Origin of the sequence: Paenibacillus turicensis (genome assembly GCF_017873435.1) — a bacterium.
Taxonomy (GTDB): domain Bacteria; phylum Bacillota; class Bacilli; order Paenibacillales; family Paenibacillaceae; genus Fontibacillus; species Fontibacillus turicensis.
Genome location: NZ_JAGGKG010000007.1, coordinates 80,780 through 105,267, shown reverse-complemented (window position 1 = coordinate 105,267; position 24,488 = coordinate 80,780). Strand labels below are relative to the sequence as shown.

Here is a 24,488-nt window from a genome sequence, read left to right as displayed (position 1 = left end):
AAAATATTTTGTATCGATCGGTACAAAAAAGAAAGGATGGTTTGCTTGTGAATTCCCTCAGCTACTCAAGTAAAGCCTCACAGATAAAATTATCTCGATCTGTTGTGGTTTTGTTAGCTTTCTGTAGTGGACTTTCTGTAGCTAATATTTATTTTGCTCAGCCTTTATTAGATTCGATCTCTATGGATGTAGGAATTTCTTATTCCTCCATTGGCATTGTTATTATGATCACTCAAATATTTTATGCATTAGGATTGCTGTTTCTTGTTCCATTAGGAGATTTACTTCATCGTCGCAAGCTGATTTCTGTCCAGATGTTATTATCTGTTATTGCATTACTTATCGTTGCCTTTTCGTCATCAAGCGTATTTCTGTTTATTGGGATTGCAATGGTAGGTTTATTGGCAGTCGTTGCGCAGACCATCGTTGCCACAGCGGCATCACTTAGCTCAGACAAGGACCGTGGGCATACGGTAGGCTTTGTAACTAGTGGGATTGTGATTGGCATTTTGCTTGCTCGCACTGTTGCGGGTACGCTGAATGATCACTTGGGCTGGAGGTCAGTGTACATTTTTTCGGCGTGTCTTACTCTTTTAGGGAGTATAGCTATATTTGTGTTTTTACCTAAACAAGATACACCTAAAGTAAAGCTTAGCTATACTAAAATGATTACATCTTTATTTCGTTTATATAAAGAGTTGCCTATTTTAATAATTCGCTCGCTATTAGGCATGTTCATTTTTATCGCTTTTAGTAGCTTGTGGACCGCGATGATATTGCCATTAAGTAGTGCCCCATTATCGATGTCACATACTGAAATTGGTGCTTTGGGACTTGTAGGCGTTGCGGGAGCGCTTGCGGCTACTTCTGCTGGAAAACTAGCTGATTTAGGTTATGCTCGTCTAACCACTGGTACCTCCTTATTTTTACTACTATTGTCATGGCTGCTTATACATCTACTGTATCAATCCGTATGGTATCTCATTATTGGCATCATCTTACTTGACCTAGCTGTTCAAGCGGTGCATGTTACAAATCAAGGTTTAATTTATAAAGCTCGTCCTGAGGCACAAAGTCGATTAACCGCTGCATATATGATTTTTTATTCGATTGGGAGCGCTATTGGCTCTATTCTCTCTACACAGGCTTATGTCTGGTGGGGGTGGAGTGGTGTATGCTTGTTAGGTGCATCTGCAAGCCTACTCGCGTTTATAATTTGGGGATGGGATAGTTATGTAAATAAAAAAGAATAAACGAAAAAACTCTACCTATCGAAAGGAAAAAAGGGACTAACCCCAATCTCCTACTATAGTGTAGAGTCTTTTAAAATTAGTAGTGGTCAACTACTGATTTTATTTTAAAATTGATCCATTTTATACTTATGATAACGAACTAGCGCTTTTTCTCCAATCACAACTTCTACGCGATGAATCGGCATCCCTTGCCCCACAAATTTACCCTCATATTCAGTCATCACATTATTTTCTGCAATTCCTTTTCCATGCAAGCTCAAGGAAATATTGTTCATCTGTAAGCCTTTAGCTGCAAAGGCGTTTAATGAAAATTGGAATAAATCCCGTGAGTCTGTCTTAAAATGAATTTCACCCTCATCATTAAGCACATGTTTATATTTATCTAAAAACCGTGGGTGTGTTAATCTTCTACGCCCATGTTTTGCTTTTGGCCAAGGATCACTAAAGTTAAGATAAATCCGCTCGATTTCATTTTCATCAAAAAAATCTTCTAATGACTCAATATTCCCAAGCGCTAAACGAACACTATCCGGCTTGCCACCCTGCTCTTCCCAAATGGCACGTACCTTTTCACTAGAGCGACGTACTAATTCATCGTACATATCCATCCCAATAAAGTTCACATCTGGATATTTGACACTCATGCCACTAATAAATTGACCTTTTCCCATCCCAAGCTCGATATAAATCGGACGATCATTACCAAAAACCTCTGCCCAACGTCCTTTATAATTACTAGGATCTAAAATTACAAGATCATTTTGCATTTCCAAATTTTCTCGTATGCCTTTTCTACCGCGTAAACGCATGTCATTCCTCCGCCTTCTATTATTCCATACTACTGTTAGTTCATTACTACTGTGAGTCATTATTGCTATTAGTCAGCGCATTGCTACTATTAGTCCATTACTGCAATATTGTGCCTTAAACCACCCTACTTGTAAAGACTCAGCTTGTATTGTTTATCTTAGTTTTCCCTTTTATTTCCTGAAAATGAAAAAGGAATCTTAAATATCTGCCGGGGAACAGGTATTCAAAACTCCTTTTTCTATATTTGGAATTGGGGTCCAACAAAATTGGGTGAGGATTTTGCCTCATACTATTTTTTTCATCTAAATCATTCTAAGTTATATGTACATTATCCATGTACATTAAAACAAGCAAAATCCTTTGTTACATTCAAAATAACATAATCTGTATGACACTGCAACAAAGTGCACACTCATATTTCCCTAATCTTATATTTTTTTGTTACAATAGTGGAATAAATCTGTTCTTATCATAAAGGAGCTAACATGAGTATTCAATCTAACACTACACCTAAGCTGTGGAGTGACAAACGTTTTCATACATGGAACACAGAAATGAGAGAAACCTTTGGATCAAAAGTATTTAAGGTTATGCTTGATGCTGGATTTACTTGTCCTAACCGAGATGGTTCTATTGCAAAAGGTGGCTGTACATTTTGTAGCGCACGAGGCTCAGGAGATTTTGCTGGTAGCAGACGTGACGACCTCGTAACCCAGTTTAATAAAATTCGTGATCGCCAACATATCAAATGGCCTGAAGCTAAATATATTGGATATTTCCAAGCTTACACTAACACCTATGCACCAGTAGAAGAGCTACGTGAATATTACGAAGCGATTTTAGAGCAACCAGGGGTTGTTGGTTTATCGATTGCAACAAGACCTGACTGTCTCCCTGATGATGTTGTCGAGTATTTAGCAGAGTTAAATGAACGCACTTACTTATGGGTGGAAATGGGTTTACAAACGATTCACGAATCTACATCAGAGTTAATTAATCGCGCACATGATACTGCGTGTTATATTGAGGCTGTTGAGAAGCTACGCAAGCATAACATACGAGTATGTACGCATATCATTTATGGCTTACCCCAAGAAAGTCATGAAATGATGCTTGATACAGGTCGTGCTGTTGCGCAAATGGATGTTCAAGGTATTAAAATTCATTTATTGCATTTGATGCGCAAAACACCAATGGTACGTCAATATGAAGCAGGCTTGTTACGATTCTTAGAGCAAGATGAATATGTGAAGCTGATTGTGGATACGTTAGAATTTCTCCCTCCAGAAATGATTGTGCACCGACTAACAGGAGATGCGCCAAGAGATTTACTGATTGGACCGATGTGGAGTCTTAAAAAATGGGAAGTGCTAAATGCAATTGATGATGAGCTAAAGCAACGGGATACGTGGCAAGGTAAAATGTGGAGGGGTCGTTAATGGGCTTTATTTCTGTTTTAAGCTTTGCTCAAAAACAAATTAGCGAACGACTTCAGCCTGGAGATATTGCAGTAGATGCCACAGCAGGAACGGGTGCAGATACATTATTTTTAGCTAAGATTTGTGGCAAAAGGGGTAAAGTATTTGCATTCGATATTCAACAATCTGCCCTGGAACAAACTGGGGCACGCCTACAGCAAGCAGAGGCATCTATCGCAGAAGTACAACTTATTCTTGGCAGTCACGCAGAGATGCAGATGTCTTTGCCAAGTGAGGTAATTGGCAAGGTTAGTGCTATTATGTTTAACTTGGGATATTTGCCTTCACAAGAGGCCGATCAATCCATCATTACGCTGACGGAGTCAACATTGACTGCATTAGAGACATCCTTAAATATATTAAAGCCACGAGGAATTATAACGATTGTATTATACCCGGGCCATGCAGGCGGAGATCAGGAGGCGGTAAGTGTAGAGACTTGGGCTGCCTCCCTTCCTCCCTCTAAAGGTCAAGCAATTATGTATAAGCAACTCCAACGTCCAACTGCGCCTTATTTAATTGCAATCGAAAAAAAGTGTTAAGTTTAATGATATAAGTGGGGTTATGAATGATGATTAGAAAAATTGAGCATATTGGAATTCGTGTATCTGCCTTAGAGGATTCGATTGAATTTTATGAGCGGATTATTGGCTTAAAATTATTACATACTATTGGAGAAATCGAAGATACGTTACGTCTTGCTTTTATGGCATTCCCTGGACAAGACGATGTTGAAATCGAGCTTATTTCTAAAAAGCATGCGGAACCATTGGCGAATGAAGGCAAAGTGCATCATATTGCTTTTACCGTTAGTCATATCGAACGAGAATATGAACGGATTGCTTCGTTAGGTCTAGCTGGACTTAGTCCCACAATACGAGAACTTCCGAATGGAAATCGTTTCTTTTTCTTTAGTGGTCCCGATGGGGAAGTAATTGAATTTGTTGAACCGGTGCATTTAGCACAATAAAGTAAAATCAGTAGTTGACAATGACATGAGGCATACGATTGTGTTAAAATCATATTCCTTTTAATTGAAGTAAATGTATTGGTGGAATTTGATTTAAAAAAACAATCTTTAGAATCGCTCTGTCTCTTCGCTAGTTTGGGGTGGCTGTCAAGCACTGATTTCAAGATTGAGCCATATTTATTAAATTTTTATAATATCATGATGAAGGGAGTGCAAGCTTTTGACAGAAGAAACCTATACGTTGTTAAACGATGTTGGTCATTTTGTTCATATTTATCATTGGTTCCCTTCTACATCTGACACTAAATTTAAAGGTGTTGTACATATCGCACATGGCATGGCGGAATCAGCAGAGCGTTACGCTCCTTTTGCACAAAGGCTTACAGATGAAGGCTTCATTGTTTATGCTCACGATCATCGTGGTCATGGTAAAACTGCACCTACAATGGATGACCTAGGTTACCTGGGAAATAATGGGCTAGAAGGTATGCTTGACGATATGAAATTAATTCGGGAATGGATTAGTGACCGCCATCCAAATTTACCTTTATTTTTGTTTGGACATAGTATGGGGTCGTTCCTTACTCAAAAAATGATGTGTATTGATCATGATCCTTATGCTGGATTTTTATTAAGCGGAACAAATGGTCCACGTGCATTCACTGGAATTGCACTCAATATAGCCAAACTCGAATGTAAATGGTATGGGGACAGACATCCTAGTAAAGTGCTAAACGCCCTTTCCTTTGGTAGCTTCAATCACAACTTCAGACCTGTACGCACACCGTTTGATTGGTTATCGAGAGATGAGCAAGTGGTCGACGCCTATATGGAAAACCCGTATTGTGGTTTTTTATGTAGTGCTGGATTTTTTGCAGGTTTATTTGCTTTATTACATGAGTTACACAAACCAGCAATGGTTCAGCAACTTGACCCTGATAAGCCTGTTTATATTGTGAGTGGCTCACAAGATCCTGTTAGCCATTTTGGTGTGGGCATACGAAGACTTGTGCAGTTGTATCACTCTGCTGGGTTACGAGATGTTGAGGTTAAGGTGTATGAAGGCGGAAGACATGAAATATTAAATGAAATTAACCGAGATGAGGTTATAGGTGATATTTTGACTTGGCTCAACAAAAAAGTGCAATAGTAACAAACGATCCATAAAAATTAAGTACTATTTTAAATAATGAAATGTAAAAAAGAGTGATTGACTTTGAAGTCAGCCACTCTTTTTTGTTTATTTGGCTATTGTTTTATTATTTATGCGCTATTCCATTTCTTGAAAAAAGTCTAGGAACGGCTTACCGTACTTGCGGAATTTCACTTCCCCTACTCCCTTTATTTTCAGCATCGCTGCTTCGCTAGTTGGACAAATGACACTCATCTCACGCAAGGTCGCATCGTTAAAAATAATATAGGATGGAACACGATCACGTTCAGCTAGTTCTCGGCGAATGAGACGTAATTGTTCAAAGACGACTTCATTAACTGCTGAAGGACCCGCATCATAAGATTTTTTCCTTTTAGAATCACTGACGTTCTTATCAGCTTCAGGCGCACGCATCATTACAGTATGATTACCTTTTAAAACATCTACTGCTAATGGTTCTAATTGAACTATCGGATATTGCCCTTCTGACAGACGTAAATACCCTTCTGCAATAAATAAATTGATAAGTTCAGAAATTTGTTTTTCGGTTAACGCTCTAAGCATCGCATAGGTGGGAAGCTGATCAAAGCCATATTGCAGCACCTTTTTATTTCGGGAGCCTTTTAACACCGCGGCAATTAACGCCACACCAAAACGCTCTCTCATTCTATGAATACAGGAAAATACGATCTGTGCATCTCTCGTACGATCTACTAGCTCTCGCTCATCTCGACATGAGCTGCAAATGCCACAAGGCTTGTTATCATGATCTTCTCCAAAGTAATCTAGCATTTCCCATTTTAAACAGCTCGTAGAATAGCAATATTGCACCATTTGCTGCAATTTTCGATATTCGTTATGCTTGCGGGTCTCATCCTGTGGATTTTGCTCAATAAGAAACTTTTGCGTCATAATGTCCTGCGCACTAAATAACAATATACATTCACTTGGGTCTCCGTCACGACCTGCACGGCCGGCCTCTTGGACATATGCCTCCATATTTTTAGGCATATTGTAATGGATCACATAACGAACGTTGGATTTATCTATCCCCATTCCAAACGCATTCGTTGCCACCATGACGCGTATGTCATCATACAGGAAGCTCTCCTGACTTTTCTCGCGCTCTTGATCAGACAAGCCTGCATGATATCTGCCTGCCTTTACCCCGCTGTCATTTAAGCGTTGATATAGGTCATCTACATCCTTACGAGTTGCAGCATAAATAATCCCTGGCTGGTGAGCGTGTGTATGGGCATAATTTAAAATAAATTCACGTTTGTTTTCCCCACGTAATACAGACATCGCCAAATTATCTCGCCCAAGCCCTGTAACGAAAATAGAGGGCTGTGACAGCCTCAGTAAGCTAGTCATGTCATCCATAACCTGAGGTGTAGCTGTCGCCGTAAACGCAGCCACAATCGGTCTGACAGGCAGTTCATCTACAAATGGAGATACAGCTAAATAGCTTGTACGAAAATCGTGTCCCCACTGGGATACACAATGGGCTTCATCGACCGCAACACACGAAATTTGTAGCTGCTTCATTTCCTCACGGAACCAATCTAATTCTAAGCGCTCAGGCGCCACATAGAGTAGCTTAATTTGGGAGCGACGCGCAGCACGAATAACCTCATTCACTTCTTTGCCACTTAACGTGCTATTAATATACGCCGCAGGAATGCCCATCGCAGTTAAAGCATCCACTTGGTCCTTCATCAAAGAAATAAGTGGAGATACGACGAGGGTTAACCCTGAAAACATCAAGGCAGGAATTTGATAACATACTGACTTCCCGCCCCCTGTAGGCATAATGCCAAGCGTATCCGCTCCCGCTAATACACTTTCGACAATACGACGTTGTCCTTCTCTAAAATCAGGATATCCATAATATTTTTGTAGATAGAAGCGTGCTTGCTCCATATCAACCGTTTGCGTATTCATAAACCAAGCTCCTATTACAACTTTTTTAATACCTAATAAATTAAGTTTACCTAAGTACAGCTGAAATCGGCAACCTTTTTAATATAAAAGTAACAAGTGCCTTAATTTAAGATGGTTTTACTTTCATTTCAAATCACATGGTACTCTCACGTTGGACATGGTATAGTGGTGGGTGAAGAAATGATGAAGGATGGAGAAATGAAAAATATGAACACAAAAGGCAAGGCCAAATCAAGCTCAAATTTTAAAAACAACAAATTTAATCATAAATTTCCTAAAGGTAAAAAAGATAAGGTTCAAAGTCAAAATGACAAAGTTCAAAACAAGGAAACGGCAGAAGCACTCTCAATTGGTGATAATATCATCGTTACGATTAAAAGAATTGGGATTAATGGCGAGGGTGTGGGCTATTATCGTCGTAAAGCCGTTTTTATTAACGGTGCACTTCCAGGTGAGGTCGTTAAAGCAAAGGTAACACGCTCTGAAAATAAGTTTATTGAAGCATTAATTCAGCATGTGGAAAAAAAATCAGCAGAACGTATTCAACCTCCCTGCCCCGTTTATGATCAATGTGGGGGATGTCAAATTCAGCACCTATCCTCAAAGGGACAAGCGTTAGCCAAGGAGGAAATTGTTAAGGAAGCTTTTGCTCGTTATGCGAATTTACCAAATATTAAAATTAAACCAATTTTAAGCATGGAGCATCCTTGGGGATATCGAAATAAAGCGCAGCTTCAGCTCGGTTTAGAAAAAGGTAAAGTAATTGCTGGACTATACGCACCTGAATCTCATCAGTTAATTGATATAGCAGGTTGCCCAATTCAACACCCTAAACTCAATGAAACAATCGCTGCAACAACAGCTATTATACAAAAGCTAAAAATACCTGTAACTAAAGCTCAGGCTCGTGGATCAAATGGCTACGTTCGTACCGTTGTTGTACGTTATGGTTTTCAATCCAATGAGCTACAGCTCACGTTAGTCACTTCTAATGAAAACATCCCACAGTTAGATAAAATTGTAGCTGAGCTACGCATCAACATTGTAGGACTTACAGGCATATCTATGAATATTAATGCAAAAAACACTTCACTTGTATTTGGTCCAAAAACGGTATTACTATGGGGAACACAGCATATGGAGGAATCCCTTGGGGAGGTTAAATTCAACCTATCTCCAAGAGCCTTTTTCCAGCTTAATCCGATGCAAACTGTATCATTATATGAGACGGTACGGGCCTATGCAGGCTTGACTGGTCAAGAGTCAGTTGTTGATGCCTATTGCGGAACAGGAACAATTGGATTATGGCTCGCCCCTTACGCGAAGGAAATCCGTGGGATCGAGTCAATTCCTGAAGCGGTCATAGATGCAAAAAATAATGCAAAAAATAACGACATGAATAATGTGAGCTTTTATGAGGGGTATGCCGAGGAGTTGCTTCCTCGCTGGGTTAAAAAGGGCTACAAGCCTGATGTTATAATTGCCGATCCCCCGCGTACTGGACTGGATTCACGTTTTATTGACGCTGTTCTGTATACGAAGCCTGAGAAGTTTATTTATGTATCCTGTAACCCTTCTACGTTAGCTAAGGATTGTAAGTTGCTACTAGAGGGTGGATATAAGATTGAATCGGTTCAACCTGTGGATATGTTTCCACAGACGAGTCAGGTGGAGTGCTGTGTGTTACTTAAATTGGCGGGGGAGTAACTTCCCCCGCTTGTTTTAGTTGGAGAGACAATATAAAATGATCGCTTGTTGTACATAAACTAAATTTTTTTTAAATGAATGACCAACAAAATAATCTGAATTTATTACATCTTCGCTTACTTCTTCATTTCGGAAAAAGGGCGGACATGGATTCAATATTGAATTTTTTTTCGTTAACAACATTCTATCTAAGGTTATTTGATACTTGCTGAAATAATCATCTGTTCGAAATTGATTGGGCAATGAGTCCGTAAGAATCACATCACTATGCTTCAAGACCTCTTCAAGCTCTGTATGGAACTTATAGTTATGAGATTGCTCTGTAATCTCATTACCAACTAAGCTGACGTGGTTAAAGTCCAGATTCATTATTTTCGCCACGTTCGTCCACGACTTAGAGATATTACTTGCGGGACCAACGAAAGTATACACTAGCTGCCTATAGTTGTTTTCCTTCTCACTTATTGAGTATAAGTCCGCTAATATTTCGCATGGATGGTTAACCGAAGTCATTGCGTTGACAATGGGAATGGATGAATACCTTGCCATTTCCGTAATTTTCGTAAAATCTGAATGCCTAACAACTATACCATCCGCCCAATTCTCTATGTATTTGACGGTATCAATAAGTTGCTCCCTGCGGTCTAGTGCTTCTGGGGGGAACAGTATACACTCTCCTCCCAAATCTTTGATTCCTTTTTCAAATGTAATTCTTGTTCTTAGGCTATTCTCAGGAAAAAACAGAATAAAGGTCTTACCTTGCAATAATCGCTCTACTTTATGTTCCTTTAGTCTTTTGCTTAAATTAAAAATCTCTAATATTTGTAAAGAAGATAGTCCATTAACATCCAATAAATGCAAATCAAACAACCTCCTTCAAACAGGAATAAAGTGCAATTAATTGTATGATTATACGATAATGTGTGTATTCATTCAATACTGAAAATTCAAGACATTACATTTGGAAAAGAATTTTTGTTAGATCATTTCTAATCCTTTCCACATTTGTAGTTGATAAATTGTTCAAAATTATGATTGTAATCTTGTCATCCACAATAAATTACAGCAAGTAAAATCAAGATGTAATTACTCTATTCCTTTACCATAATAATTGTTCTGATATAAAAGTGTTAGATGAGGCTAGGAGGTCAATCATGAAAAAATGGTATGCTGAGGAATATGAATGGGAAACTGAGGTAATAGGCTTTCTGCGTAGTGAGCACACAGAGCGATATTGCCGAAACGGCGAGGAAATCGGTGATAAGTATACTTGTACCTATGGTTGTCCTGTAAATGCAGATGGACAAGGGATTTGCTCAAAAGTAATGATGACAATGTTTCCAATCATGGAGGCTGTCAGAAGTGGTGGAGATTTAGAGAACATCGGTGGTACTAGCAAATATAGCAAGGAAATTGTATGCCCAGATGGTTGCGTTATGTTTAGAATGACGGCGAAAAAACTTGATAATGAGAATTTTTATAAGGGGAAGTTTTTTGATTAGTTATAGAATTTTATCATTTCATCTTGACTTATCATCTTTTTTTACAATTACAAAATAATGATGAAGTGATAGAGCTTATTGGTGGAGGACACGATTATGGCAAACCCATCTTCAAACAAAAAGAAAATCCGTGGTTGGCGGCGTAGAATTAAGCAAATTGACCAATGGAAACAACGATTCATTGATTTAGACATGGAAGAAATGTTTCGTAGCAATAGAGATTATGTAAAGTTATGGATTGATCCATTTTTCAGGTTAACTAGACGGAATCCTCCAATCTGGTATTCTCGTTTACTACTTGAGGCGATGATCGAAGTGTATCAATCTTGGTATCAGCAAATGAAAAGATTAGATGAACCATTTTACTTGAAAATATGGCTCTATCATCCCAATTTTATAAATTCCCAAATTGTGGTTGCTTTTCGTGATTGCTTGCATTTTTATGATAATACATTTGAAAAAAGTAATGACAAAAGAGACTTCCCCTCACAGCTGTATGGGAAAATAGCGAGTCTTCAAGATTTTAAATGGGAGCTTGCCCTAGAGTCAGAATATTATCGTCTTACTGAATTACAAGAGGATGTAACTATGGGACTTAGAACCGATAAGAGTATCGAAGCAATCAAAAACAAAGCCTACAAAGACGAAACTGTAAAATTAAGTACCGGTGAGGATACTGTGTATAGTGTTAAGCTCGGAGATGTTTGGTTAGGCGAGTTGATCTAGCATACGAAAAGATTTTCCTCAGAGACAATGCCCTGAGGTTTTTTTGTGTAGAAGACTCAGTTAGCATAATAATTTATGTACCGTTTGACTTAGACTCATATGCAAATGAAGGCGATAGACTAGCAAAGTCTCCTGCCAAACTAGCAAGGGGCTTCAGCTTATCAACGTCTATTTTATAGTTTCCTGCATAAACGGCTTTATCTATTTGAATGCATACCACTTTTCCAAGCACGAGATGATCTACGCCAACAGGAATGATCTGGTCTAATTTAAGCTCTATGGAGATCGGTGCTTCCTCTACTCTCTGCACATTCAAAAGTTGTCCATTCTCGGCAGTCACTTCTGCAAGCTCGAACTCATTTTTCTCAGGTTCTACATTAGCGGAGGAACGATACATTGCTTCCCCAAGTGACTCTGGTACAATATTAATAATATATTCTTTAACATCACGAATATTGGTTAAGGTATCTTTAATGCTTCCCTTTCGTTCATTAACACCTGGTCCTATAGAGATCAATAATGTAGGCGGATTTCTAGAAACTACAGTAAAAAAGCTAAATGGTGCTAAGTTTAAAGTCCCCTTCTTACTTATTGATGAAACCCATGCAATCGGTCTAGGAACAACAGAGCCAGTTAACAATTTATACATCTCATCTTCGCTCAAATCATTTGTATTAAATGTGAGGTTACGTTCATTAGCCAACAATTTTACCTCCTTTTAGCTATAATTGATTAAGTGATAAGTGGTTTTTATAATTAGTTGTGAATTCATTTTAAATTATAAGCTTGAAAATAAATAAAACTAGTATGCACTTTCTTGTTAGATACTTACTTAAAGGAGAGTAATGGAGTTGTCAGAATTAGAATTAAAGCCATTTGACTTCACACTATCGCTCATCGGAGGTAAATGGAAAATGAAAATTATGTATGAATTATGTTCCGATACGACCCTACGTTATGGCGAGCTCAAACGGAAAATCCCTGCTATTACTCACAAAATGTTAAGCTCACAGTTAAGCGACCTAGAGAACTCTGGAATTGTTCATAGAAAAGAATACCCTCAAATTCCGCCAAAAGTAGAATATTCTTTAACAGCAAAAGGGTTAAGTTTAATGCCAATATTAGAGGAAATGTGTAAATGGGGCGTTGCCAATCAATTTGTTTAAAACGAGGAAAAATACAGCTAAGGAGTACTTTGTTTACTTAAAAGAGATCATTTAATTGATGTTGTTTACGGTATTGCTCCGCTGTAAGCCCCGTATTAATTTTGAAGGAGCGACTGAAGTGAGATGGATGTTTGAACCCAACCTCATAGCCGATATCGGTTATGCTGACGTCCTGCTGAATAAGCATCAATTTGGCCTCATAGATGCGCCGATGCATCAAATATTGAAAAATGGTCATGCCAGTCACTTCTTTAAAGGTTTTAGCTAAATAATATTTGTTTAAATGCAAACCCTCCTGCAGTCTATCCAAGCTGATATCCTCTTTAAAACTCGACTCCAAAATACTTATAATGGCCTGCGCATGTTGTTCTTTTAAAGAAGGATACGTAGGTATATCCTTTAGTGGGTTTTGGCATAGCTGTCCTATAATCAGTAATAAATCCAACAATCCAGCCTGAAAGCGCTGATGGCCATACGTTGTTCCTTGATTGTACAAGCCCTCCAACCTTGCAAGGTTTCGCTCCATCTCTATCTTATCATCGCCTTTTAATTGTAGACGAATGTTACGCAGCTTAACAAACGGCTCAAGCAGGTTTCCAGCAAATCCAGGCTGAATCAATTGACTAAAAAAGCGGGGATCAAAATGGATGATGGTGCGTTTGTACTCTACTTTAGGATCAACATGCGCTTTATGAAGTGTCATGCCATGCATCAGCATCAAATCACCAGGCTCAAGTACATAGACGCGATCATTAATTAAATAATTGGCTTTACCCTCGTGAAAATAATAGATTTCATAATGCAGATGAGCATGATACGAATGGATTGCATTATAGGTAGCAGAAGTGATAATGCTGTATGGCGTAGAGATCGAATAGATGACACCCATGAGTTTCCCCTCCTAATACTACTTAAATTATACACCAATCAGAGTCAAATAAAATAGAAGAATCCATTAACCTTGTAGAAGCCGTTTATGGATTCTTTTATTAATATGAATAGTGTGTAGCGTCTGAGTGAAATTAGGAAAAATAAAGGGGAGATTTTCAGAATGGACATTGTAAGGCTCGGTATTATCGGGTTGGGAAACATGGGCAAAGGACATATTGACTATTTAAAAAGAGGCGAGGTTAAAAACATCCAGTTGACTGCTGTAAGCGATTCCGATGCTGCACGGTTAGAATGGGCTAAGGAAAATGCTGGAGAACATGTTATCCTGTTCTCTGATCCTTATGAAATGATGGCCTCTGGACTGGTGGATGGGGTTATGATCGTAACCCCACATTATTCTCATCCCGAGTTGGCCATCGCCGCTTTTAAAAAAGGGCTACATGTGCTATGCGAAAAACCGGCAGGAGTTTATACCAAGCAAGTGCGCGAAATGAATGATGCGGCTGCCCTTAGCAATACCAAATTCAGCATGATGTATAATCAGCGTACCAACCCGCTTTACCAGAAGCTAAAGGAATTGAATGATAGCGGTGAGCTTGGCGAAATCAGGCGTACGAACTGGATTATAACCAATTGGTATCGTTCGCAATCTTATTATAACTCTGGAACTTGGAGAGCAACATGGGCTGGAGAAGGCGGAGGCGTACTGTTAAATCAGGACCCACATCAGCTAGACTTATGGCAGTGGACCATTAATTTAATGCCCAAACGAGTCCGTGCCTTTTGCTATTTTGGCAAGCATCGCAACATTGAGGTTGAGGACGATGTAACTGCTTTTGTAGAGTATGAAAATGGAGCAACTGGCGTGTTCGTAACAACGACAGGGGAAGCACCCGGTACTAATCGATTAGAAATTAGTGGAGATCGAGGCAAAGTAGTCATTGAAGACGGCCAATTAACCTTCTGGAGACTAAGAACGTCGGAACGGGAATTTAATGCTACCTTCAATGGTGGATTTGGCCAGCCGGAATGCTGGAAATGTGAAATTCCGATACATGGGAAAAATCCTGATCATAAAGGCATTACGCAAAATTGGGTCAATAGCATATTGTTCGAAGAACCATTAATCGCGCCTGGCGAAGAGGGAATAAAGGGCCTTATGTTGTCGAATGCCATGCTGCTTTCCACTTGGCTAGATGATTGGGTTTCTTTACCAATGGATGAGGATATGTATTATTCATATTTGCAGAAACAAATTGCGGCATCACAAAATGAAGGAAAGGGTGTTTTATAATGAACAAAAACGATGGTATGAATTACGCACCGACAGGAGAAGTGAAGCCTGTTGTTGAGCCGGGACAATTTATATTTGCCGCCATGAGTCTGGATCATGGACATATCTATGGTATGTGCAATGGATTGATTGAAGCCGGAGCCAAGCTCAAATGGGTATATGACAAAGATCGAGCTAAGGCGGAAGCCTTCCAGCAAAAATATCCCGAGGTAGAAATTGCGGAATATGAGGAACAGCTTTTGGAAGATCCTGAGGTGGTAATGGTTGCTGCTGCTGCTGTGCCTAATCTTCGTGGTCCACTTGGGGTACGTGTGATGCGAAGTGGGAAGCATTATTTTACGGACAAAACACCATTTACGACGTTGGAGCAATTAGAGGAAGCGCGGACAACAGCCCGTGAAACTGGAAAAAAATACGCTATATATTACAGCGAGCGACTACATGTAGAAAGTGCCGTACATGCAGGAAATCTCATTAAGCAAGGTGCAATCGGGCGTGTCGTGCAGGTTATTGGATTTGGCCCCCATCGCCTAAATGCATCATCACGCCCTGACTGGTTTTTTGATAAGGAAAAATACGGCGGTATCCTATGCGATATTGGCTCACATCAATTAGAGCAATTTCTTTATTTTACCGGTAACAGGGACGGGAAGATCGTAAACAGCAAGGTCGCCAATTACGCCAACAAAAATTATCCTGAGCTTGAGGATTTTGGTGATTTGACGGTGGTGGGGGAAAACGGAGCAACCGGTTATTTCCGCGTGGACTGGCTAACGCCAGACGGTTTAGGCACAAGGTGAATTTCATATGAAGGTCGGCGGCAAGGTCGGTTTTCCTTATTTTGGAGAATTAATTTTAGATTGCTTGAATGATACAGAAAATGCGATGAGTCAAGAGCATGCATTTAAAGCAGCTGAATTGTGCTTGATTGCCCAGCGCGATGCACTTGTTATTGAACTATAAAACATGAAGGATAGAAAAATAAAAATGTAAGGTTTACCACTACGATTAACTCATAAATATGGGTTAATCATTTTTTATTTCTTGTGACCTGAGCTATCAGCCCTCAATCAAAAAGACTCAACTGCTCATACATCTGCTTTTCTTCGAATGTATTTAAATATTCAAAGATGCCATTAACATCATGCGCAATCCCATTTTTCTTACATTTTTGCTGAAACATTTTCATTAAGCTGCGGTTGTTAGGACTCGCTATATAATATTGATTTCCATAGGTCCGTATATATTTTTCCTTCAAATGAGGAAACTGTAGGTCTAACTGCTTGTAAAAATACTCCCTATTCCCCTCTCGCAATGTAAGCCCCATACCAAAACAAAGAATTCCATAAACTTTGGCTTCAATGCATAAGTCTAAGATGCCTGCAATATTTTCCGCCGTATCATTAATAAAGGGTAAAATCGGAGACAACCAGACTACGGTAGGTATACCTGCATCACGCATTTGTAGCAATACCTCAAAGCGCTCCTTTGTTGTGCTTACATTTGGCTCTATTTTACGACATAAATCTTCATCCACAGTCGTCAATGTCATTTGCACAACGCATTTAGTTTTTTCATTGATCTTCTGTAATAAGTCCATGTCCCGCAAAATACGATTTGATTTTGTAATCATTGAAACTCCAAAACCATATTTATGTATCAACTGTAGTGATTTACGAGTATTTTCTATTTTTAACTCCAAAGGCATATAAGGGTCTGTCATTGAACCTGTACTGATCATACACTTTTTCCGTTTACGCTTGAGCGTAGCTTCTAGCAGTTCGATTGCATTTTCTTTGATGGCAATATCCTCAAAATCATGATCCATTTGATAGCAACTACTTCTAGAGTCACAATAAATGCAGCCATGCGTACAGCCGCGATATAGATTCATCACATTTTTGGAAGACAATATTCCTTTAACTTGAGTATAGTGCATCGTATCCCCCTATAATTAGACATATTTTCTTTCAGGTGATATCTTCTGATATAGTATACAAGGTAGTCTATCATGAACATGATTAATATACATATGAGAGGAAGTGTAAGTATGTCGATAGCTCCTGACAAAAATAAGCTTTATCCAAATGAAAATATTAAAACCGTGTGTTACATAAATAATTTACCAAGTAGACCCAACGTTGAGATTGGTGATTATACCTATTATAGCGATAACACAAGCTCACCTGAACTTTTTTATAACAATATTCAGCATCATTATGACTTTATAGGTGATAAGCTGGTAATTGGCAAGTTTTGCGCCTTAGCTGAAGGGGTTACTTTCATTATGAATGGCGCTAATCACCGGATGGATGGCTTCACAACGTATCCCTTCAATATTTTTGCTGGAGGTTGGGAAAAGGTCACACCAACGATGGAGCAATTACCTTTTAAAGGAGATACTGTAATTGGCAATGATGTATGGCTGGGACAACATGTCACAATAATGCCAGGTGTAAAAATTGGTGACGGCGCCATTGTTGCTAGTAACTCCACTGTTGTAAAAAATGTTGAGCCTTATACGATCGTTGGCGGTAATCCTGCTAAAATGATAAAAAAGCGTTTTAGTGATGAAATAATTAATTTGTTGTTGGAGCTTCAATGGTGGAATTGGGATGAGCAAAAAATATTTGAGCATCTCGAGCAATTGGTTTCGGCAAATGATATAGACACACTAAAGAGACTACTTATTAAGTAAAAGAAAGTCGTCTACTTAATAAGTCTTTATCTATAAATTTCTTCCAATTACATTTGCCGATACGGGCTGTAACCCAAGTTCTTTTATCCAAATGGATAACTGACCTATATGATGTATTTCATGTGCAATTAGATGACGCAGGATTTCGCCTTTGGTATAATGTTGATCTGTCCATGGAACGGTAACGGTTTCATTTTCAAATTTGCTTGTCCATGTATTTAAGAAATCCTGCGGTTCATTTCTCCAACCATCTGAAAGATTTTTTATCTGCTCAAGAGACTGATAGTCTGCATATTGAATTTGGATATCGGGCTTACCCTGTATTCCGCGAATCCAACTATATTCTACATCTATGATGTGGAAAAATGTATATAGGATGCTACCTACTCCTCCAACTCGTTGACGCAACAATTCTTCCCTTGAAATTTGACTGCATAATTCTAACCATTCATCTCTTACGCTCCAGTTATATCGAAATAAAGTTTTCAATTTTACTTCCTCCTACCTTACATAATTCCATCAGTCTAGCAGTAAATTCATTTATCATTCTTGATGGCTGCTCATTTTTTCTAGTAATTCGTCCCAAAATAACGTCCTCTGTCTGATACTTTTGTAATGGGATCGTTACCAACTGTTCCTGATCAGTCTCACGTAAAAACTTAGTAATAAAATCAGGTGCAATCGTGATTGTGTTTCCTCTAACAACCATTTGATATATAGCCTCGATATTATTCGTTGAAAGGGCAATGCGGTTTGATGGCTGTTCATCTAGAAATTGCTGAGCTAATTGTTCAACATCTTCATCCTTATAAAGAACAAACACTTCGTTTTTGATATCTTCTGCACTTATTGTGTTCAAAACGCATAGTGATGAATTTTTGCTCACGATCAGTGCCGCCTTACCTTTGATGATAGACAACCATTCCAATGAATTATCCTGTTGCTGGTTAGAGCTATAAGAAAGAAATCCCATACTTGCATACCCTTCATTGACGTGATTCATCACCGTCTGTGTATCACCTTCGATCATTTGTACATTAAGTAAAGGATATTTTTGAGCAAATTCAATTGTAGCTTGTACAACTAACGGAACCAGTCCTGGAATCGTTGAAATAATAATATTTTCACAATATTCTTCTTTAAGCTGCGAAAGCTCATGTTTCATCATATCGACACTTCTAAGGATAGAAGCTGCATGTTGAAGGATCAGTTCACCTTCCTTCGTTGCGACAATTCCTTTTTTCGTTCGATGAAAAATAGCCGTATCCAATTCTCCCTCTAGCTGTTTTATGGATTGACTAATCGTGGGCACTGTCATGTGATGGATACTAGCCGCCTTAGTAAAGGAGCCATAGGTTGCAGCCGTAATCAAGTATTGTAGCTGTATTATATTCATGGAACTTCATCCTTAAATAAATATTTATGATCATTAAATTTAATTAAATATATTTTATCACAATACATTGGTATCATAAAATATATCAAAGGAAAATCTAAAGTTATGTGAATCTTATATCATTCTCAGCAAGGGGGAGCCTAAAATGAGAAGCTGGCAAAGCGCTCTTGTCGAACTTTTATTAAAATTAACTAAAAAACCATTCGATCCAACTACCTATCTAGAGAAAAAAAGGAGAGAACATGAGTCTCCCTATGTACTTCCGTCTAAGCTACAACGTAAATACAGCATTGTAAAAACAAACGCCTATTCGATAGATACCTATATGATGAAATCCCCATGGCAACCAGATGAAAGACAAATCTTATTTTTGCCTGGTGGAGGATATATTGAGCAGCCGCTGGTATGGCATTGGCGTTTTCTATATCAATTAACTCAAAAACTAAATGGAACAATAACCATCCCCATCTATCCAAAAGCACCTAATTATCAATATCACGAGGCGTTAGCTAGCGTTCTACCTATTTATAAAGATTTATTAACTAAAACCTCACCTGAAAACATTGTAATTATGGGTGATTCTGCGGGTGGTGGTCTAACACTTGCATTATCACAATTAATATTGAGGGAAGGACTGCCTCAGCCAGGTAATATTATCTTGCTTTCCCCATGGCTAGACATCAATCTAGACCATCCTGAAATTCCATCACTTTTAAAAGTAGAGCCCATGCTTGATTTACCGCTATTGATCGAGGCAGGTAAAACCTATGCTGGTGATACACCAACCAATGATTACTTAATTAGTCCAATTAACGGACCAATACATGGTTTAGGTAAAATCACATTATTTATAGGCACACACGAAATATTTTTGCCTGATGCTCGTAAATTTAAAGCCTTAGCCGAAAAAGAAAAAGTAGACATCAATTATTTTGAGTATCCTAAAATGAACCATGTATTCCCTGTCTTCCCGATTCCAGAAGCAAAGAAAGCAATGGAACAAATCATAGATATTATTAAGTCCAAACAATAAGCTTAAACCCTTCGGATAAAAGAACATACTAAATCTTCTTTCCGAAGGGCTATTTTTTAAGGGTATTTTTTGTCTATATTATTTTAAGTCATATCATCCCGCAACGCATCGATAATATTTTCTTTTTTTATTTTACTAATCGCATATAACATCGTTATAAAGACGATAAAGAGTACACTAAAGACGCTAATTCCGATACTTTCCCAAGGGAAAATATAATCAATATTATCCGCACCTGCCACAAACAATCCTTTGTAAATGAGCCAAGAGCATAATATCGCGACGGGAAGACCGATAAGTAACGCCCGTAATCCATAAAAGGCACACTCAAAATTCATCATCTTCTGAAAGCTACGTTCAGACATCCCTACAGAGCGAAGCATGGCAAGCTCACGCCGGCGTAGCTTAATATTCGTCGAAATTGTATTGAACACATTCGCAATAGCAATTAGCGAAATCATAATGATAAACGTATATGCAAATACGTTAGTAATAAATATAAAGTTGCGACTTTCATCCAGCATTTGATGCATATTGTAAAGCTTGTATTCTCCTGTCATTGCCGCTCCCTTAATGATTGGTTCCATCTTGTTTACAGATTTTGTAGCCTCTTTTGAAAGAAAGGTCATCCCCTTAACAGCCACATGGCTACTAGGCGTTTCAAATCTCTCCTTCAGAGAATAAGGCGCTAAAATCGTTAAGGTATATGGAACCTTAGACAGCTTAGCATCTACAATGGGTAAGGAATCGGGAGGAACGGTATTTACAAAGGTCAGATTGATAACCTGCTCCTCTTCTACTTTGGCCTTCCCCTCCACCTCTGGAGCAACAGATACACTTATGGAAGATGGCTTAAACAAGTCGGGAATTTCCCCTACCTCCATTGTGCGATTTTCTTGCTCAGGGATTTCTACTTTGGCAACTGCAATTAGCTTCGCTTTTTCTCCACTATATTCTTTTTCAGGTAAACCTACCTTTTTCACTATAGCTGCATAAGTATTGTCATCAATAAATTGAATACTCGTAGAAAGGTTAACCTTATCCTTATTTTGATTTTCACCCGTTTCTTGCCAGCAGTAGTCAGAAAGGTCGCTGGGCTTAGCAAATAGGGAATACTTCATAAGTACGTGATAAGAGCTTTCGTATACACCCTCCACCGTTTTTAATTTGTCAAAAAGCGCCAGCATCTCGTTATCTTTTATATCTGGTGTAGCAACACCAATATCATAGGTCGTAAACACAGTGGCTCGCTCAGAAGTCATTTTCATATCCGTTACAAATGAACTTGCGGATATAAATAACACTACACTTAAAATAAGCGATAATACAATGCTTCGATAACGTTTTTTATTTCTTTTAAAATTTTTGAGAGCAAGCGTCCCTTCTAAGCCATATATTCGTTGTGCCAGCTTAGACGTTCTGACAGCCTTTGATTCCACCTTAACCTCATTGGTTTGGCGAATACTTTCCATGACTGGCGTGTTTGCTGCCTTTCTTGCAGGGATATAAGCAGAAATCAGTATCGTCACCATAGACACGACCGCAGCAACAACAATCGCAGGGAGAGAGATCTTTAATGTTAAGGGTACATTTTCATAGAGCATATTACCAAAATTGCTAGTAACCGCAGAAATGACCAGCCCCATGCTACCGATTCCGACAATTATGCCAAGCGGGATGCCAATCACACCAATGCAAAATCCCTCAAACAACACCGAATTTCGTAATTGCTTAGGCGTAGCTCCTACCGATGAGAGAATTCCAAATTGGCGTGTACGTTCATTTAATGAAATCGTAAAGGAGTTATAAATCATAAAAATGGAGCCAACCATAATGATCGCAAGCACAATCGCACCTAGCATATACAAAAGCATTTTAAACAAGCTATCGTTGTTCGTAATTCCCATAAAACGTAATACATTTTCGTTATAGACATAAGCTTTTCCATACGCTACATCACTAACATAACCTTTAACATCACGAGGATTTTTTAATGTTACAAATAGGCTATGGCTTTCCACCTTTTCCTGTGAGTCAGCTTGCGTAATTACGGTATAACCTGGTGCAGAGGTTTCCTCGAATTTAGTTCTTTGAAATATTCCAACAACAGTGTATCTTTTTTCAGTATTTGGCTTGAGGATTTCTTTCGTTGTGCCTTCCTTTTTGCCAGAAATATAAGGATCGTGTTGATTCAGCCTTTTATTTCCTTCCATACGATTTCCAACCTCAAGTGATAACGTCTCTCCTACCGACAGTTTAACACCAGCATTCGTTGAAAGATGCGCAGGCACAATAATTTCCCCACTGTTTTGAGGCATTCTTCCTGATAGAAGATTAATCGGTACATGAGCAAAAGTTTTCGGACTAAATCCTGCGATAAACAAATAGGGTTTATTGGCATTTTTTCCCCCTTCAAGCTGGGCATAACCAACATTGTCAAAGGTAGCGGTACTTTCAATCCTGTTATTAAGTCCCTGCTGCTGTATAAAGGATGTATCCACATCTACCAACTGAACATGCCAATTACCATAATTAATAATTGCGCCTTTTACCATATAGTCTTGAAGAGAAGTGGCAAAGGTGGCAACACCTGTGATCATCGCTGCTGCTAGCATAACCCCAATAATCGTAACAATCGTTCTTGTACGACTTTTTTTCATGCCTTGCAGGGTAACTTTATTGAAAATATTCATGATCGCACCCGCTCGTCTCTCACAACTTTACCGTCCGATATGCCAATAATCCGATCTGCTTGTAAAGCGATATTTTCGTCATGAGTTACGAGAAGCAGGGTTTGCCGATATTTTTGATTACTTAATTTCAATAAATTAATAATCTCATGTCCATTTTTACTATCCAAGCTCCCAGTAGGTTCGTCCGCAAGCATGACCGCTGGCGCATTCATCAAGGCACGCCCGATCGAAACACGTTGCTGCTGACCACCTGATAGCTGATTAGGCAAATGATTTTTCCGTTCCTTTAAGCCAAGAAGCTCTAACAGGTCATTAAGTCGTTCCTCGTTCACCTTGCGCTTGTCCATGAGTACGGGTAAAGTGATATTTTCCACTACATTTAAAGTGGGTATGAGATTATGAAACTGATAAATCAATCCCACCTGTCGTCTACGAAAAATGGCTAGCTTGTCATTGCTTTGACCATATACATCCATGCCATTCAAAAATATTTTTCCATTGGTTGGTACATCTACGCCACCAATCATGTGAAGCAATGTAGATTTCCCAGAGCCGGACGAACCGATGATGGCGGTAAACTCCCCCTTTTCAATACTTAACGAAACATTGTCCAGTGCGGTAACTTGATTTTCTCCTTTACCATATACCTTACATAAATTTTCAACCTTTAAAAACTCCATGATGTGAGTCTCCTTTCTCTTGCTCTACTCACTCATATCATAAAACCTGTAGCTTACAGCTCAGTGACTTTCAGGTGAGAGATTCGTCACTTAGCGTTTTCCTACTTCGGAAAACGAATCGTAAATATCGCCCCACCTTGTGGGTGGTTTTTCGCGGTAATGCTTCCCCCTTGGCGGGTTACAATCATCCTGCAAAGCGCCAAGCCAATCCCATATCCAGTGGTATTGGGGTTTTTACCACGATAAAACCGATCAAATATATAAGGTAAATCTTCTGTTGCAAAACCTTCACCGTTATCATGGATCATGATCTCAGTAAACAAAGGGTTATCCGTGCATGTAACCTCAATCCTTCCGCAATCTCCCGTACTTTCCATGCAATTTTTGAGGATATTTTGAAGCGCTTCTGATAGCCATCCTGAATCACCTTGAATGACTACTCCTTTTGGTACATCAATATATAGATCAACATTATGCAGCTCCATTGAGATCAAGAGCGGACGAATCGATGCACTGATTAAATCCTTAACATCGATTTTTTCCCTTTGAAACAACACAATGCCAGCATCCAAGCGGGAAATTTTTAAGAGGGAGGTGAGAAGCCAGTCCATGCGTACAAGCAATTCCTCCGCTTCTCGCAAAAAGTCTTTTCTTTCTTCTTCGTCAGGGTTGTTCCCTAATAACGTTAAAATGAGATTAGCAGAGGTTAGTGGCGTTCGAAGCTGATGAGCAATATCGGCAAGGGAATCGGCAAGATGCTCCTTTTCTTTTTTTAACGCTTCATTTTGCTCCCGAATACGCAACGTCATTTTTGTAATTTCACTATGTAAAATGGATAGTTCCCCTTCTTCTGAATCTCCAATGTATATGTGGTCAGCATTATGCAGCAAAAGATCAATTTGATTGGAAATGTCTGCAATGCTTTGATATCGAGCTTTAGTAAAGCTAAAAAAGAGCACACCAATGACAACGGAAAAAGTAACGATAACAATTCCCGCCATCTCATTAATTGTAAACCCCAGCGTGACAGCAGCTACCGACAGCAGCGAAAATACAATCATTAACTGCCTAATTTCTTTATTGCGAAGCATTCT

Annotated in this window: 23 protein-coding genes and 1 pseudogene; 13 read left to right on the top strand and 11 right to left on the bottom strand. The window is 38.9% G+C overall.

Going from position 1 to position 24,488, the window contains the following annotated elements:
- Positions 1–41: 41 nt before the first annotated feature.
- Complete coding sequence (locus tag J2Z32_RS09050) at positions 42–1,253, top strand: MFS transporter (protein ID WP_210088941.1); 1,212 nt, start codon at positions 42–44, stop codon at positions 1,251–1,253.
- Positions 1,254–1,357: 104 nt separating this feature from the next.
- Here the strand turns inward: J2Z32_RS09050 and trmB are convergent, their stop codons facing one another.
- On the bottom strand, positions 1,358–2,062 hold the full coding sequence (trmB, locus tag J2Z32_RS09045) for a tRNA (guanosine(46)-N7)-methyltransferase TrmB (protein ID WP_210088839.1): 705 nt from the start codon (positions 2,060–2,062) through the stop codon (positions 1,358–1,360).
- Positions 2,063–2,548: 486 nt separating this feature from the next.
- Between trmB and mnmL the strand changes: the two genes are divergently transcribed.
- The 4 genes from mnmL (at position 2,549) to J2Z32_RS09025 (ending at position 5,661) form a co-directional block, all read left to right on the top strand.
- A complete protein-coding gene (gene mnmL, locus J2Z32_RS09040; protein WP_210088838.1) occupies positions 2,549–3,502 on the top strand; it encodes a tRNA modification radical SAM protein MnmL/YtqA in 954 nt (317 codons plus the stop codon).
- Positions 3,502–4,083, top strand: coding sequence for a tRNA 5-(aminomethyl)-2-thiouridylate-methyltransferase MnmM (mnmM, locus tag J2Z32_RS09035; RefSeq protein WP_210088837.1), 582 nt, complete (start codon positions 3,502–3,504; stop codon positions 4,081–4,083). Before mnmL ends, mnmM begins: the two co-directional genes overlap by 1 nt.
- A 29-nt stretch (positions 4,084–4,112) precedes the next feature.
- The gene (locus J2Z32_RS09030; RefSeq protein WP_342453939.1) at positions 4,113–4,511 is read left to right on the top strand and encodes a VOC family protein; all 399 of its coding nucleotides are present in this window, start codon (positions 4,113–4,115) and stop codon (positions 4,509–4,511) included.
- A gap of 220 nt (positions 4,512–4,731) precedes the next feature.
- Positions 4,732–5,661, top strand: coding sequence for an alpha/beta fold hydrolase (locus tag J2Z32_RS09025; RefSeq protein WP_210088835.1), 930 nt, complete (start codon positions 4,732–4,734; stop codon positions 5,659–5,661).
- Positions 5,662–5,781: 120 nt separating this feature from the next.
- On the opposite strand, the gene recQ is transcribed toward J2Z32_RS09025, so the two are convergent.
- Positions 5,782–7,608, bottom strand: a complete 1,827-nt coding sequence (recQ, locus tag J2Z32_RS09020) for a DNA helicase RecQ (protein WP_210088834.1) — start codon at positions 7,606–7,608, stop codon at positions 5,782–5,784.
- A 180-nt stretch (positions 7,609–7,788) separates the two neighbouring features.
- Between recQ and rlmD the strand changes: the two genes are divergently transcribed.
- Positions 7,789–9,315, top strand: coding sequence for a 23S rRNA (uracil(1939)-C(5))-methyltransferase RlmD (gene rlmD / locus J2Z32_RS09015; protein WP_245251339.1), 1,527 nt, complete (start codon positions 7,789–7,791; stop codon positions 9,313–9,315).
- A 15-nt stretch (positions 9,316–9,330) separates the two neighbouring features.
- Here the strand turns inward: rlmD and J2Z32_RS09010 are convergent, their stop codons facing one another.
- Positions 9,331–10,176 carry an ornithine carbamoyltransferase gene (locus J2Z32_RS09010; protein WP_210088832.1) on the bottom strand — a complete coding sequence of 282 codons (846 nt, stop codon included), beginning with the start codon at positions 10,174–10,176 and terminating at the stop codon, positions 9,331–9,333.
- A 293-nt stretch (positions 10,177–10,469) separates the two neighbouring features.
- Between J2Z32_RS09010 and J2Z32_RS09005 the strand changes: the two genes are divergently transcribed.
- On the top strand, positions 10,470–10,817 hold the full coding sequence (locus J2Z32_RS09005) for a TIGR04076 family protein (protein WP_210088831.1): 348 nt from the start codon (positions 10,470–10,472) through the stop codon (positions 10,815–10,817).
- A 96-nt stretch (positions 10,818–10,913) separates the two neighbouring features.
- A complete protein-coding gene (locus J2Z32_RS09000) occupies positions 10,914–11,543 on the top strand; it encodes a hypothetical protein (RefSeq protein ID WP_210088830.1) in 630 nt (209 codons plus the stop codon).
- A 73-nt stretch (positions 11,544–11,616) separates the two neighbouring features.
- On the opposite strand, the gene J2Z32_RS08995 is transcribed toward J2Z32_RS09000, so the two are convergent.
- Positions 11,617–12,246 (bottom strand): flavin reductase family protein, encoded by a 630-nt coding sequence (locus J2Z32_RS08995; protein ID WP_245251338.1) that lies wholly within the window; start codon positions 12,244–12,246, stop codon positions 11,617–11,619.
- Between the two features lie 142 nt (positions 12,247–12,388).
- On the opposite strand from J2Z32_RS08995, the gene J2Z32_RS08990 reads away from it, so the two are divergent.
- Entirely contained in the window at positions 12,389–12,709 is a 321-nt protein-coding gene (locus tag J2Z32_RS08990) for a winged helix-turn-helix transcriptional regulator (RefSeq protein ID WP_210088829.1), read from the top strand.
- A gap of 37 nt (positions 12,710–12,746) precedes the next feature.
- On the opposite strand, the gene J2Z32_RS08985 is transcribed toward J2Z32_RS08990, so the two are convergent.
- Positions 12,747–13,598 (bottom strand): helix-turn-helix transcriptional regulator, encoded by an 852-nt coding sequence (locus tag J2Z32_RS08985; RefSeq protein ID WP_210088828.1) that lies wholly within the window; start codon positions 13,596–13,598, stop codon positions 12,747–12,749.
- 162 nt (positions 13,599–13,760) lie between these two features.
- Between J2Z32_RS08985 and J2Z32_RS08980 the strand changes: the two genes are divergently transcribed.
- The gene (locus tag J2Z32_RS08980; RefSeq protein ID WP_210088827.1) at positions 13,761–14,894 is read left to right on the top strand and encodes a Gfo/Idh/MocA family protein; all 1,134 of its coding nucleotides are present in this window, start codon (positions 13,761–13,763) and stop codon (positions 14,892–14,894) included.
- Positions 14,894–15,857 (top strand): annotated as a pseudogene (locus tag J2Z32_RS08975) (Gfo/Idh/MocA family protein). The gene J2Z32_RS08980 and the pseudogene J2Z32_RS08975 overlap by 1 nt, the downstream one beginning before the upstream one ends.
- A gap of 103 nt (positions 15,858–15,960) precedes the next feature.
- Here the strand turns inward: J2Z32_RS08975 and J2Z32_RS08970 are convergent.
- A complete protein-coding gene (locus J2Z32_RS08970) occupies positions 15,961–16,833 on the bottom strand; it encodes an SPL family radical SAM protein (RefSeq protein ID WP_210088826.1) in 873 nt (290 codons plus the stop codon).
- Positions 16,834–16,944: 111 nt separating this feature from the next.
- Here J2Z32_RS08970 and J2Z32_RS08965 point away from each other — a divergent pair, with 111 nt between their 5' ends.
- Positions 16,945–17,592, top strand: coding sequence for a Vat family streptogramin A O-acetyltransferase (locus tag J2Z32_RS08965; protein WP_210088825.1), 648 nt, complete (start codon positions 16,945–16,947; stop codon positions 17,590–17,592).
- A 30-nt stretch (positions 17,593–17,622) separates the two neighbouring features.
- Here the strand turns inward: J2Z32_RS08965 and J2Z32_RS08960 are convergent, their stop codons facing one another.
- Positions 17,623–18,081, bottom strand: a complete 459-nt coding sequence (locus tag J2Z32_RS08960; RefSeq protein WP_210088824.1) for a DinB family protein — start codon at positions 18,079–18,081, stop codon at positions 17,623–17,625.
- The gene (locus tag J2Z32_RS08955) at positions 18,059–18,988 is read right to left on the bottom strand and encodes a LysR family transcriptional regulator (RefSeq protein WP_210088823.1); all 930 of its coding nucleotides are present in this window, start codon (positions 18,986–18,988) and stop codon (positions 18,059–18,061) included. The genes J2Z32_RS08960 and J2Z32_RS08955 overlap by 23 nt, the downstream gene beginning before the upstream one ends.
- Positions 18,989–19,133: 145 nt before the next feature.
- Between J2Z32_RS08955 and J2Z32_RS08950 the strand changes: the two genes are divergently transcribed.
- Positions 19,134–20,021 (top strand): alpha/beta hydrolase fold domain-containing protein, encoded by an 888-nt coding sequence (locus tag J2Z32_RS08950; RefSeq protein WP_210088822.1) that lies wholly within the window; start codon positions 19,134–19,136, stop codon positions 20,019–20,021.
- Positions 20,022–20,104: 83 nt separating this feature from the next.
- On the opposite strand, the gene J2Z32_RS08945 is transcribed toward J2Z32_RS08950, so the two are convergent.
- From J2Z32_RS08945 to J2Z32_RS08935, 3 genes are all read right to left on the bottom strand, one after another.
- On the bottom strand, positions 20,105–22,714 hold the full coding sequence (locus J2Z32_RS08945) for an ABC transporter permease (protein WP_210088821.1): 2,610 nt from the start codon (positions 22,712–22,714) through the stop codon (positions 20,105–20,107).
- Positions 22,711–23,394: an ABC transporter ATP-binding protein gene (locus J2Z32_RS08940; protein WP_210088820.1), complete on the bottom strand. Its 684-nt coding sequence runs from the start codon at positions 23,392–23,394 to the stop codon at positions 22,711–22,713. The genes J2Z32_RS08945 and J2Z32_RS08940 overlap by 4 nt, the downstream gene beginning before the upstream one ends.
- Positions 23,395–23,495: 101 nt before the next feature.
- A complete protein-coding gene (locus J2Z32_RS08935) occupies positions 23,496–24,485 on the bottom strand; it encodes a sensor histidine kinase (RefSeq protein ID WP_210088819.1) in 990 nt (329 codons plus the stop codon).
- Positions 24,486–24,488 lie beyond the last annotated feature (3 nt).